The organism is Allobosea sp. LjRoot237 (genome assembly GCF_964253285.1).
GTDB lineage: Bacteria > Pseudomonadota > Alphaproteobacteria > Rhizobiales > Beijerinckiaceae > Allobosea.
In genome coordinates, this window is record NZ_CAXUQP020000001.1 from 1,173,620 (window position 1) to 1,185,718 (window position 12,099).

Annotated in this window: 12 protein-coding genes; 2 read left to right on the plus strand and 10 right to left on the minus strand. The window is 67.8% G+C overall.

Features of this window, described 5'->3' with window-relative positions; genetic code table 11:
• Positions 1 to 286: 286 nt before the first annotated feature.
• Positions 287 to 2,098 (minus strand): ABC-F family ATP-binding cassette domain-containing protein, encoded by a 1,812-nt coding sequence (locus ACSQ24_RS05625; protein WP_436093738.1) that lies wholly within the window; start codon positions 2,096 to 2,098, stop codon positions 287 to 289.
• Between the two features lie 111 nt (positions 2,099 to 2,209).
• Between ACSQ24_RS05625 and ACSQ24_RS05630 the strand changes: the two genes are divergently transcribed.
• Positions 2,210 to 2,566 (plus strand): hypothetical protein, encoded by a 357-nt coding sequence (locus ACSQ24_RS05630; protein WP_436093739.1) that lies wholly within the window; start codon positions 2,210 to 2,212, stop codon positions 2,564 to 2,566.
• Between the two features lie 167 nt (positions 2,567 to 2,733).
• Here the strand turns inward: ACSQ24_RS05630 and ACSQ24_RS05635 are convergent, their stop codons facing one another.
• The 7 genes from ACSQ24_RS05635 to ACSQ24_RS05665 form a co-directional block, all read right to left on the minus strand.
• Positions 2,734 to 3,780 (minus strand): acyltransferase family protein, encoded by a 1,047-nt coding sequence (locus tag ACSQ24_RS05635; RefSeq protein ID WP_436093740.1) that lies wholly within the window; start codon positions 3,778 to 3,780, stop codon positions 2,734 to 2,736.
• A 44-nt stretch (positions 3,781 to 3,824) separates the two neighbouring features.
• The gene (locus ACSQ24_RS05640) at positions 3,825 to 4,829 is read right to left on the minus strand and encodes a glucokinase (RefSeq protein WP_436093741.1); all 1,005 of its coding nucleotides are present in this window, start codon (positions 4,827 to 4,829) and stop codon (positions 3,825 to 3,827) included.
• Positions 4,826 to 5,605, minus strand: coding sequence for a 2-oxo-tetronate isomerase (gene otnI / locus ACSQ24_RS05645; protein WP_436093742.1), 780 nt, complete (start codon positions 5,603 to 5,605; stop codon positions 4,826 to 4,828). The genes ACSQ24_RS05640 and otnI overlap by 4 nt, the downstream gene beginning before the upstream one ends.
• Before the next feature lie 105 nt (positions 5,606 to 5,710).
• On the minus strand, positions 5,711 to 6,463 hold the full coding sequence (locus ACSQ24_RS05650) for a sulfite exporter TauE/SafE family protein (RefSeq protein ID WP_436093743.1): 753 nt from the start codon (positions 6,461 to 6,463) through the stop codon (positions 5,711 to 5,713).
• 221 nt (positions 6,464 to 6,684) lie between these two features.
• Complete coding sequence (locus tag ACSQ24_RS05655; protein ID WP_436093744.1) at positions 6,685 to 7,668, minus strand: hypothetical protein; 984 nt, start codon at positions 7,666 to 7,668, stop codon at positions 6,685 to 6,687.
• A 28-nt stretch (positions 7,669 to 7,696) separates the two neighbouring features.
• Positions 7,697 to 7,987 (minus strand): hypothetical protein, encoded by a 291-nt coding sequence (locus ACSQ24_RS05660; RefSeq protein WP_436093745.1) that lies wholly within the window; start codon positions 7,985 to 7,987, stop codon positions 7,697 to 7,699.
• 109 nt (positions 7,988 to 8,096) lie between these two features.
• Entirely contained in the window at positions 8,097 to 8,954 is an 858-nt protein-coding gene (locus ACSQ24_RS05665; RefSeq protein WP_436093746.1) for a LysR family transcriptional regulator, read from the minus strand.
• 92 nt (positions 8,955 to 9,046) lie between these two features.
• Between ACSQ24_RS05665 and ACSQ24_RS05670 the strand changes: the two genes are divergently transcribed.
• Complete coding sequence (locus ACSQ24_RS05670) at positions 9,047 to 9,505, plus strand: DUF3237 domain-containing protein (protein ID WP_436093747.1); 459 nt, start codon at positions 9,047 to 9,049, stop codon at positions 9,503 to 9,505.
• 28 nt (positions 9,506 to 9,533) lie between these two features.
• Here ACSQ24_RS05670 and ACSQ24_RS05675 read toward each other — a convergent pair whose 3' ends face one another.
• Together ACSQ24_RS05675 and mdoH are read right to left on the minus strand one after the other, a co-directional pair.
• On the minus strand, positions 9,534 to 10,292 hold the full coding sequence (locus tag ACSQ24_RS05675; RefSeq protein ID WP_436093748.1) for an FkbM family methyltransferase: 759 nt from the start codon (positions 10,290 to 10,292) through the stop codon (positions 9,534 to 9,536).
• On the minus strand, positions 10,289 to 12,097 hold the full coding sequence (gene mdoH / locus ACSQ24_RS05680) for a glucans biosynthesis glucosyltransferase MdoH (RefSeq protein WP_436093749.1): 1,809 nt from the start codon (positions 12,095 to 12,097) through the stop codon (positions 10,289 to 10,291). The genes ACSQ24_RS05675 and mdoH overlap by 4 nt, the downstream gene beginning before the upstream one ends.
• Positions 12,098 to 12,099 lie beyond the last annotated feature (2 nt).

Below are 12,099 nucleotides of genomic sequence, written 5' to 3' on the forward strand. Positions count from 1 at the left end.
GGGCGATTTGGCGGCCGAGATAAATACGCTTTCGCGATTGGCCGGATAGCGGAATTGTATGGGCGGCAGCGTCATTCTCGGGCGAAGCGAAGCGCAGACCCGAGAAAATCTCAGGACGAGACGGCGCAATGAAGGGCGCGAGGAACCCTTCTCCCGTGTGGGAGAAGGGCAGGGATGAGGGCCTGCCCTATCCATAGAAGGTACAGCGGCCCTGCATCGCTTCAATAATCAGCGGCGGTCCCTCACCCCCGCCCCTCTCCCATCCGGGAGAGGGGTTCCCCGCGCTTTACGCCTCGATCTCCTCGCGCAGCATCTCGAGCTCGAGCCAGCGCTCCTCGGTCTGCGCGATCTCGCGCGTGACTTCGTCGAGTCTTGCCGTCGCCTTGGCGAAGAGCTTGGGATCGCGGGTATAGAGATCCCCGGCCAGTGCCGCGTTGAGCTTGCCGGCTTCGGCCTGCAGTTTTTCGAGCTGCTGCGGCAGGGTCTTCAGCGCATGCTGCTCGTTGAAGGAAAGCTTGCGCCTGGAGCTGGCCGCGCCCGCCGCTGAGGTGAGCTTCTGCGGCTCCGCTGCGGCGGCCTTCACCGGAACGGCGCGGGCCTTGGCGCCGACGCCGCGCCCACGCTGGGCCAGCATGTCGGAATAGCCGCCGGCAAACTCGGTCCAGACGCCGTCGCCATCCGAGATCAGGGTCGACGAGACGACCCTGTCGAGGAAGTCGCGGTCATGGCTGACGAGCAGGACGGTGCCGGCATAGTCGGCGAGCAGCTCCTGCAGCAAATCGAGCGTCTCGATGTCGAGATCGTTGGTGGGTTCGTCGAGCACCAGGAGGTTGGATGGCTTGGCGAGAGCGCGGGCCAGCATCAGCCGGCCGCGCTCGCCGCCGGAGAGCGCGCCGACCGCGGTGCCGCGCTGGATCGGCTGGAACAGGAAGTCCTTCATGTAGCTGATGACGTGGCGCGGCGTGCCGCCGACCATGACCTGGTCGGAGCCGCCGCCGGTCAGCGCGTCACCGAGCGGGGTCGCCGGATCGAGGCTTTCACGGCGCTGGTCGAGCGTCACCATTTCGAGCGTTGCGCCGAGCTTGACCTTCCCTGAGTCGGGCTTGAGCGCGCCGGTGAGCAGGTTGATCAGCGTCGTCTTGCCGGCGCCGTTGGGGCCGACGATGCCGATGCAGTCGCCGCGCGCGACGCGCAGCGAGAAGTCCTTGACCACCGGCCGGCCGTCATAGGCCTTGGCGACGTCGACGGCCTCGATTACCAGCTTGCCCGAGGCCTGCGCCTCGCTCGCTTCGAGTCGGACGGAGCCGACGGCCTGGCGGGCGGTGCGGCGCTGCTCGCGCAGGCCATGCAACTCGCCGAGCCTGCGCTGGTTGCGGGTGCGCCTTGCGCTGACGCCGTAGCGCAACCAGTCCTCCTCGCGGGCGATCTTGCGATCGAGCTTGTGGCGGTCGAGTTCCTCTTGGGCGAGGACCTCGTCGCGCCAGGCCTCGAACTCGCCGAAGCCGCGCTCGACGCGCCGGGTCACACCGCGGTCGAGCCAGATCGTGGCGCGCGAGAGCGAGCTCAGGAAGCGGCGGTCGTGGCTGATCAGCACCATGGCCGAGCGCAAGGATTTCAGCTCCTGCTCGAGCCATTCGATCACCGGGAGGTCGAGATGGTTGGTCGGCTCGTCGAGCAGCAGGATGTCGGGCTCGGGCGCGAGCACGCGTGCGAGTGCGGCGCGGCGCGATTCGCCGCCCGACATGCTGGCGGGGTCTTCCTCGCCGGTCAGGCCGAGTTCCTCGATCAGATACTGCGCGCGATAGGCATCGTCGCCGGGGCCGAGCCCCGCCTCGACATAGGCGAGCGAGGTCTTGTAGCCGGAGAAGTCGGGCTCCTGCGGCAGATAGCGGATGGTCGCGCCCGGCTGGACGAAGCGCTCGGCGCTATCGGGCTCGACCAGCCCGGCCGCGATCTTGAGCAGGGTCGACTTGCCGGAGCCGTTGCGGCCGACCAGGCAGACCCGCTCGCCGGCCGAGATGGCAATTTCCGCGCCCTCCAGCAAGGGCTGGCCGCCGAAGGTGAGCGCGACGTCGCGAAGATGAAGGAGAGGAGCCATGGAGCGCGGGATAGACTGCGGCGGCGCGCCTGTCACCCTGCAGGGCCTTGCCGGGTGGCGCGAGCTGATCCACTATGAGATGCGATTTGTATCTCATAGTGGATGATGTTCATGAGGCAGCCGGCTCTGCGCAAGCCCCGTACCGCCCGCATCGGCGACAATGGCGGCCCGCCGCTGGAAGAAAAGAAGCGCAAGCCGGCAACCGACAAAAGCGAGATCGGCCGGTCTTTCGACTGGCGTTTCGCCCATCGCAAAGCCTGGAAGAAGCCGCGCGAGATCGCGCTCAGGCGTCAGGAACGGGCCGAGGCGCTCGGCTTGACCTATGAGGAGTACACGCTCGAAGTACTGGAGCGCGGCTATTTCCCGCAGGTCGAACATGTCGAGACGATCGTCGCCAAACGGCCCCAGCGCCGGCGCGATGGTGGCGTGGTCGGGCAGTCCCTGAAGGGGATGCGGCTGAAGAAGTAGTGGGCGCGACCTGTTCCCTCTCCTCTTGCGGGAGAGGGCTAGGGTGAGGGGTCTCGCGACGCTGATCGTACGCGCGTCTTCCAAAACTCTCCAGACCTGCGCGACCCCTCATCCGGCCCTGCGGGCCACCTTCTCCCGCAAGGGGAGAAGGGAAGGGGACGCCTCACTCAGGCCCGCAACATCCGCCGCACCGCCTTCGTCATCGGCCGCTCGAACCAGTGATAGACCGCGAGAGCCGCGAGTACGGCCGCCACCAGCGCCAGCACGATGAACAAGCCGGTCGCGCTTGGGGCGAGCCGGGCGAAGACCTCGCGCAGCGCCCGCATGGCGAAGGGGTGGACGAGATAGAGCGCGTAGGAAGCATCGCCCAGGAGGGCAAGCGAGCGCACCAGCGCCGAAGGGGCAGTGACGTTGCGGCCGCAGGCCGCGGCCGAAACCAGGAGCAGCGCCGCCGGCCCGCGCAGGGCAACGGCGCCCCAGGGGGTCTGGGCCCAGCCATCGCCGGAGGCGAGCACAAGCAGTGCGATCCCGGCGGCCACCATCAGCCAGCGCAGGCGGCCATCGAGCCTGAGGCCATTGCGGCGGAGCAGGCCGACCGCCATGCCGGCGGCGAATTCGAGCACGATCGGCTGGCCCCAGAAGCCGAAGGGCAGGGGCAACGGCCCGGCGAAGGCCTGTGCTGCGACCAGCCCGGCGAGCATCACGGTAACCAGCGGCACGACCAGCCGTCCGGGGGCGAGCAGGGCGGCGCCGAATAGGACGTAGAACAGCATCTCGTAATTCAGCGTCCAGCCGAGCGAGTAGATCGGCTGAAGCTGGTTTGCCGCGTTCGGCATCGGCCAGAACAGGTAGGAAGCGGCGATCTGCGCGAAACTTGGAACTCCGGAGTTCACTAGCGCAGGCGAGACGAGGAGCACCGCAAGGAAGAGAGCGGTCGCGGCCCAGTAGAGCGGCACGATCCGCGCGATGCGCCGGGCGATGAACAATCGCGCCCCGCCCGGTCGGTCGAACAGCCCCGCCGAAGAGTGCACCATGATGAAGCCGGAGATGACGAAGAACAGGTCGACGCCGGCGGTCCAGGGTAAGGCCTGCGAGGGCGTGAAGGCGATCCCGGCCTTTGCCGCGAGGAAGCCGGCATCGCCCTGGACGTGATGGACAGCGACCATCAGCGCCGCGAGCGCGCGCAGGACCTGAATGCCGTAGAGCTGGGGCAAGGCGGGAATCGTCTTCGAAAGAGGTCGGGTGAGCGCGGCTGCGCTCAGCCAAACCACAAGCGCGCGGGATCGTCGAGGCCGAAGCGCGCCGGCGCCGCGGCAATGGCGGCTAACCCCTGTTCGGCCGGGTCGTCGCAGGTGATGACGTTGAGGGCGAAGCGGGCGGCGAGATCCTCGACCGGCGGCTTGCCGGCAAAGACGGCGTGGATCGTCGCCTTGTCGGCGAGCGGCAGGATGCGCGGGGCGATGCCGCCGGCGAGGTAGACCCCGCCCGTCGCCTTGAAGCCGAGCGCAAGGTCGCCGGCGACGCGTCCCAGCAGCCGCCAGAAGCAGACCACCGCCATCAGTGCCGCGGGATTGCCGTCGAGGGCGAGTGCGGAGACGTCGGCGGCGCTGACATCGGGCTCCGCCACATCGGATTGGCGCATGATGGCCCGGTGGAAGCGGATGAGGCCGCTGCCGCTGAGCAGTTCCTCGACGGTGACGCGCGGTAAGCCCTCGGCCAGGGCCGGCCAGAGCTTCACCTCGGTCGGGTCCTCGGGGCCGATGCCGATATGGCCGGATTCGGTCGGCACCAGCATGCCGGTCTCGCCACGCCTCAGCAGGGCGGCGGCGCCAAATCCGGTGCCCGGACCCAGCACGAGACGCGGGCCTTCCGGCTCCGGCTGGCCGCGGACGAGATTGACCAGGTCGCTATCCCTGAGCACGGCCAGAGAGGCGGCAAGTGCCTCGAAATCATTGACCAGCAAACCCTGCTCGAAGCCGAGCGCGCGGCCGAGCACCGGGCCGTCGAAATGCCAGCTGGCATTGGTGAGTTGCGCCTTGCGGCCGTCGAGTGGGCCGGCGACGGCGAGGATGGCCGAGCGTGGCTTCACCGTCAGCGTCGAGAGCACCGCGCCGAGCGCCGCCTCGGGCGTCGGATGCGCGCCGGTGCTGATCCGCGCCAGCGGCTCGTGCAGCGCGCCGGGCGTCTGTACCAGCGAGAGCCGGCTATTGGTGCCGCCGATATCGGCGACGAGGACCGGATGGGGGAATCTCGAGCCGCTCACGCGTGCTTCTTCCACGGCGAGAACCAGCCGAGGCCTTCGAGCGTGCCGCCGCGCGGGCGGTATTCGCAGCCAACGAAGCCGGCATAGCCGAGCGAATCGAGCTGGGCGAACAGCGCGGGGTAGTCGGGCCGCGTGCCGTCGGGCTCGTGCCGTCCCTCGGCATTGGCGATCTGGACATGACCGATCAGCGGGTAGAGCGCCTCGAGGCGGGTGCCGACATCGCCGTGGATCAGCTCGCAATGATACATGTCGAACTGCAGCTTGACGTTCGGCCGGCCGGATTCGCGGACATAGGCCGCCGCCTGGTCGAAATCGCTGAGGAAGTAGCCCGGCATGTCCTTGCCGTTGATCGGCTCGAGCAAGAGGTCAACGCCATGTTCGCCGAGCTTGTCGGCGGCATAGACGAGCGAGGCGCGATAGGCCTGCTGCGCCGCCGGATCGTTCGGATCGGCGTGACCCGCCATCATGTGCAGGCGCTTGACGCCGGTCTCGTGGACATAGGCCAGTGCGGTCTCGATCCCCTTGCGGAACTCCTCCTCGCGGCCGGGCAGGGCGGCCATGCCGCGCTCGCCATTGTTCCAGTCGCCCGGCGGCAGGTTGAACAGCGCCTGCTCGAGCTCGCCGCCGGCGAGCGCGAGACCGACCTTCTCCGGCGCGTGCTCGTAGGGGAAGAGGAATTCCACCGCCTCGAAGCCGGCCTCGGAGGCCGCCTTGAAGCGGTCGAGGAAATCCCACTCGTGGAACATCATCGAGAGATTGGCGGCAAAACGCGGCATGGGCAGTCTCGTCAGTCAGATTGTGGACGGCAAGCTAGCCCGTTCGGGTGGGCACGTCATTGGTAACCTGCGTGGGCGCAGGACGTTCCGAACTCCGGCACTCCATCAGGCGCCGAGCAGGCGCGGCAGCGACGAAGCCAGCAACGCGACGCCGGACAATGTCAGCAGGCTCAGCACGATGCGGCGGAAGGCCTGCTCGCTGAGCCCGATATAGAGCCGCCCGCCGAGCAGCGAGGGGATCAGCATCGCCGGCGCGACGATGGCGAAGGCGGGCCACATCGGGCGCGTGACGTTTCCGGCCAGCACATAGCCCAGCATGGTGGCGGCGATCATCGTCAGGTTGAAGTTCTGGACGATGGAGCGCTGCACGTCCTTGTCCATGCGGCGCAAGCTGCACCACAGCGTCGGCAGCACCCCAGTGAAGCCGCCGAAGCCGCCCATGATGCCTCCTATGAGGCCGATCGCGCCATCCGCCAGGCGCCCGCCGGCGCGGACCGGCGGCAGATGCGGGGCGAACAGCATGATCGGGCACCACGTCACCAGCAGGATGCCGAGCCCGAGCTTGAACAGGTTGGCGTCGACCAGCGGCAGCAGCAGGACGCCGACCGGGATGCCGGCGAGGCCGCCGAGCAGGAAAGGCCAGAGCCGGGCGAGATCGAAGCCGCGGCGCACGGTCAGCGCTGCGATGCTCTGGCCGGTCAGGCCGCCGAACACGGCCATGACGGCTGCGAGCTTCGGATCGAGCGTCCAGGCCCAGACCGACATGGCGACGAGGCTGAAGGCAAAGCCGGACAGTCCCTGCACGAAGCCGGCGAGAGCGGCGCCCAGTGCGAGGGTGATGATGGTGGAGGTGTCCATGAACAGGCTTCTAGCTGACGCTAACTGACGGGACAGGTGCGCGGGAACCCCTTCTCCCCTTGCGGGAGAAGGTTGGGATGAGGGGGCTCGCGACGTTGCCGTAAGCCCACCGCGACGTTCCCGGAGCTTTCCAGACCTGCGCGACCCCTCATCCGACCCTTGCGGGCCACCTTCTCCCGCAAGGGGAGAAGGGAACAGCGGCCAGCGATAGGGGCGGAAGACTACTTCTTCGCTTCCGGCTTGGCCGGCGGGTTCGGATCCCTGGAGAAGTTGCGGAAGACCATGTCGGGCGAGGAGGTGTTGTGGCGCGAATGGGTGGTGCGGCCCATCCAGACATCGGTCGCCTTGCCGCCGGTGAAGGGCATCAGCGCCTCCTCGCGCCAGCCCTTGGCGCCGGGCTCGCGGATGGCGATGCGGGCGACGTCGTTGTTGAACTCGGTGACGTACATCGAGCGCAGCGCGGCGAAGGCCTTGCCGCCGGTGACCGGTTTGTCGAGCACGGCGTCGAGCACCATGCGGTTCTCGTCGACGCTGTCGAGCTTGAGCGTCCCGGAGGAACCGTCCTTGAAGGCGAGCTTGAAGGAGAGCGTCTTGGGATCGAACGCGATCTCCTTGATGTTCACCACCGGCCGCGCGCCGTCCTGTTCGACCGGTCCGAACAGGAAGGAGGAGCCATAGGCAGCGGCCGACAATTGCTGCGGCGGCAGCGGCCGGACACGCCAGTAGCCATCCTGCGGATAGACGACGAGCACCTCGTAGGAGCCGGTCTTGCCGAGCTTCCAGAGCTGGACGAGATGCAGGCCTTTCTCGACGCGGTCGCCGACCCGGAAGGTCGTCTCAGCCGGGCGCCAGAAGCTCTCAAAGGTGTAGCCGACGAGCCAGTACTCGATGCTCTCGTAGAAGGTGATGCGCTGCGGCGGCACCGGTGCCTTGAAGACCGGATCGCCGGTCATGTCGCAATCGGTCCAGTCGGCGTCCCAGTTGTCGCGCAGCAGGCCGGCGATATAGGCCGGGTGCGCCGCCTCGATGCGGAAGCGCCGGACCTCGGGCGAGATCGCCTTGATGCTGACGTTGTCCTTCTCGGCGCAGGCGACCTGCTCAGACTCGTTCCTGATCTCGACGGCAACGTCGCCGGCGGCATGGGCCGCGATGGAGGAGACGAGCAGGGCGAACGACAAAGCGAGCGGGCGGGCGAGACTGAGCATGGCCATCCTTGAGCAGGCGGGTTCGCGATCAGCCTGGGCCGGGCGAGATGAACGCAGGCTGAGCTGCGTCATAGAGCCGACCGGCGCGGGATGAAAGCGCGACAACGGCGCCGCTTCCGCGATCGATGAAAGCACGCTCATATCGGCATGGCGTGATGCGGGGTGGTCGTCGATGCAGATGCAGCTTTTGGCCGCCGGCGTGCTGATGACCTTGATCGGCGTCGTCCATCCCGCACTCGGCGAAATCCTGATCTTCGGGCGATTGCGAGCGCGGACGATCGTGCCGCTGCTCGCGCCGCAGCCCTTGCGTCAGCGGCATCTGCGGATCCTCTGGGCGAATTGGCACCTGTGTATGAGCGGCAGGGGCGGTGGGGCGCCGCGCCGGACACCGCCAGTTGCTCTCGTCCGGCCGCTACGCGGGGTCTGGATTATGCGACTTGGCGCGCCTGCTCGCAAAGCCACGTACAGAAATGCCGCGGGCCCGGGCGGGGGTCGTTCGCGCGCATCAGCGCAAAATGCCAGGCCGGCCCGCTCAGCACACAAGCGAACGGCGCGATCAGCAGGCCGGCGCGCAAGAGCGGCTGAAACAACGAGGGTGACAGCAGCGCCACGCCGGCGCCGGTCAGCGCGGCGTTGGCGTTCAACTCATGCGTCGGATAGTTGACCGCGGCAAAGCGCAGGTCAGCCGGTACTTCGCCCTGGGCCTCGGTAAACCAGCGCTCCCAGTCGCGGTGCGGCAAGAGCTCGAAGCCGGCCAGTGCACCGGGCGTGGAAAGGGTCCGCGTCCCGAGCAGGGAGGGCGCCAACATGGGCGTCACTTCCACGGGAGAGAGCGCGTACTCCTCATGCCCGGCCCATCCGCCGCGACCCGTTCTGATGACGACATCGAATGCGTCCGGGTCACGTATATCCGTCGAGACGTCGAGCTCGATGCCGAGAGCTCCCGGCGTGGGATAGCGCGCCAGCCGCTGCGCAAGCCAGCGCGACGCGAATGTCGGCGGCGCCGTGACCCTGAGCGGCGGCAGGGCAGCCCGAAACTCGCCGAGCGCCTCGCTGACATCGGCCAACGCCTCTCGAACCCGGTTGGCCAGCTTGGTGGCAGCCTCCGTCGGGATGACTCGCCGGCCGACGCGCACGAAGAGCGGCTGAGCGAGTTCGCGTTCCAGGGTGCGAATGCGCAGGCTGACCGCTGCCGGCGTCAGAAACAGGCGTTCGGCCGCGCGCGCGAAGCTGCCGGCCGAGACGCATGTTTCCAGGACCCGCAGAGACTCCAGGGAGGGCCGCATGGCTAGTTTCTCTTGTGGTGACGACAAGCAAAGCGCGTTTTGGAGAGGGAGCGCTCGGGAGCAGTGTTGGGCCGAAAATTAGGAGGTCTGCCGTGGCCCTGCAATCGCAGCATCTGTTTACGCTCTTCATCTCGCTTCATCCGACGCTGGAGCTGGGGCAGACGCCGGCTGGCGGCCGGCGCATCTTCCCGGTCTCGGGCGGGCGTTTCGACGGTGAGCGGCTGAGAGGAGAGGTATCGCCGCTGGCCGGCTCCGATCTCCTGCTCGCTCGCGCCGACGGGACATCCCAGCAGGATGTCAGGCTTCTTCTGGTCGCTGATGACGGCGGCCTCATCCTCATGACCTATCGCGGTGTCAGGCGGGCGTCGCAGGTGGTGGCCGAGCGTTTGGCACGCGGTGAAGCGGTCGATGCCTCCGAATACTATCTGCGCACGACGCCCTATTTCGAAACCGCCGCACCTGCACATGGATGGCTCAACGGCATTGTCGCCGTTGCAAAAGGTGGTCGCTGTCCAGGTGGCGTCGAATACGAGGTCTTCGAGGTTCTCTGACTGCCCATCCCTGTCCGCAGGCCGTGTATCAGGCTTGCATGACCGCGTAGACGTCGCCGGAATTCGCCTCGTGCGGGAGGTCGCGGAGATGGCTGTGCATGGCTTCCGCTTCGACCGGCTCCGAAAAGACCAATGCCTGGCTCTCCCCCAGCGCGACGTTGAAGCGGTACGGGCTGAGCGCGGCGAGCCGATCGAGGCACGCCTGCGCGACATTGCGCTGGATCGTGGTGAACTCGAAGGAGAGGGCGGGCGGCGTCTGGCTGAGGCCGGCGAGGACATGCGCCTCGAAGCCCTCGACGTCGATCTTGATGAAAGCGGGCAGGCCGTGTTGGCCGATCAGTGCGTCGAGCGTGGTGCAGGGCACGGTGAGCTCGCGGTCCCAGACCTGCTCGCGCCAGCCATCCTGGCCCTGTGCCGCATCGACGAACTCGCCGGAAAGCGTCGAGACCGTGGGGTTGGCGCTGTTGATCCGGAGCGTCGCGGTGCCCACGCTGTCGCCGCAGGCCGCCTCGACCAGCGTCACTTTCGGATCGCGGCCATGGATCAGGCGCAGCGCCCTGGCCGGGCCGGGCTGCGGCTCGAGGGCGACAACGCGGGCGCCGAGCCGGCGGAAGGAGGAGATGCGGTCGCCGACATGGGCGCCGATGTCGAAGGCAAGATCGCCGGGGCGCAGGAAGCGGGCGTAAAGCGAATCCATGGCGACCTTGCGGACATGGTCGCCATGGTAGACGCGCAGCGAGCGCCCAAGGCTCTTCGCGGTGCCCTTCGGGTAGGCGACCGGCTTCATCGGGCGCCGCCGCCCTGGATCGCGACGATCTCGGCCGGCGGGTCGAAATCCTCGGGGACGCCGCAGAGGCCCGAGCGGACGAAGAGGGCGCCCAGCGCCGGCGCGGCGGTCAGCATGGCGAAGGGGATGGCCAGCACATAGCCGGCGGTCAGCGGCAGCGACCAGATCAGCACGGTCGGCGAGAGCTCGGCGAGCGTGCCGAAGATGTAGAGACCGAAGAGTAGATGCGGCCAGAGCCCGGCGAAAGCGGTGGCGAAGGAGAGCGCGTGGGCATCGCGCGTCTGGCCGTTCCAGCCGATCCTGGCCTTGCCGAAGGCGAGGCCGATCATGAACAGCGTGGTCCGGAAGGTCGAGACCGCGCCCTGCAGGAAGGCGAAGACGATCTCGATCAGCGAGGAGACGACGAAGCGCAAGCTGCCGCCATAGCGCTGCGTGCCCCCCTTGGTCAGCAGGATATCGGCGAAGCCGGCGAGCTTCGGCGAGAGATACATCGCGAAGAACAGCACATAGAGGAAGGCCGCGAAGCCGGCGGGGTAATCGGCGACGGCGCGATCCTCCAGCACCTTCAACGGCAAGAGCGCGATCATCAGCGTCCAGGCCGGCAGGCCGATGAACATCAGGATCGCCCAGGCGAGCTGGAAGCGGCTCATCGCCTTGAGGCCCGGGATATCGAGTATTTTCAGGTACTGCAGATTGCCGAGGCACCAGCGCAGGTCGCGTCGGGCGAATTCGAGCATGGTCGGCGGGTTCTCTTCCCAGCTGCCCGCCTCGACCGGCAGCACGCGGACCTCGTAGCCGGCGCGGCGCATCAATGTCGCCTCGACCTGGTCGTGGCTCATGATCGGCCCGCCGAGTGGCGGCCCGCCGGGCACGACCGGCAGATGGCAGTGATCGCGGAAGGGCGCGATCCGGACCATGGCATTGTGGCCCCAGAACGGGCCGCATTCGCCGATCCACCAGGCCGAGCCCATGGTGTAGGGCCGCATGCCGTGGCGCATGCCGAACTGGAAGATGCGGGCGAAGGCCGACTTGCTCGGCATGCCCACGACGAGGCTCTGCAGGATGCCGAGCTTCGGATAGGCCTGCATCATCCGGGCGAGCTTCACGATGGCGTCGCCGGACATGACGCTGTCGGCGTCGAGCGGCAGCATCAATTCGTAGCGGTCGCCCCAGCGTTCGCAGAAATCGCGGACATTGCCGGCCTTGTAGCCGGCATTGTCGCTGCGGCGGCGGTAGACGACGGTGCAATCCTCGCCTGCATCGCGCGTGAGCTGTGCGGCAAGCGCCTCTTCCTGCGCCGCGACCGCGGGGTCATTCGTGTCGGAAAGCACGAAGTAATCGAACCAGCCGCCCTCGCCGGTGGCGTTGACGCTGTCCTTGACGACGCGCAGTCGCGCGAAGGCGCGGGCCGGGTTCTCGTTGCGCAGCGTCATCAGCACGGCGGTGCGGATTGTGAGCGGTGTGTCGGCCTCTCCGGCGGCAGCGAAGGGCGCGACCTGATCGAGCCCATCCTGAGTGCCATGCAGGAGCCAGAGTCCGATCACGGCGTTCCAGAAGCCGAGCACGGTCCAGGGCGCGCCGAACAGGAAGGCGATGAAGATCGCGATATCGGCAAGGCTCCAGCCGCCGGCTGCGAGCACACGCGACAGGCCGTAGAGCAGTGCCGCCAGCGTGACGAGGTTCAGGGTTGCGACGAGCCAGCGCCGCGTCCGCAAGGCCCGAAACGACTGCAGCCCAGCCGGCGTCAGCCGGGTGTCCTCTTGCGCCGCCGCCTGGAACGTGGTCGGAGCGGGACGCTGGTTCATGG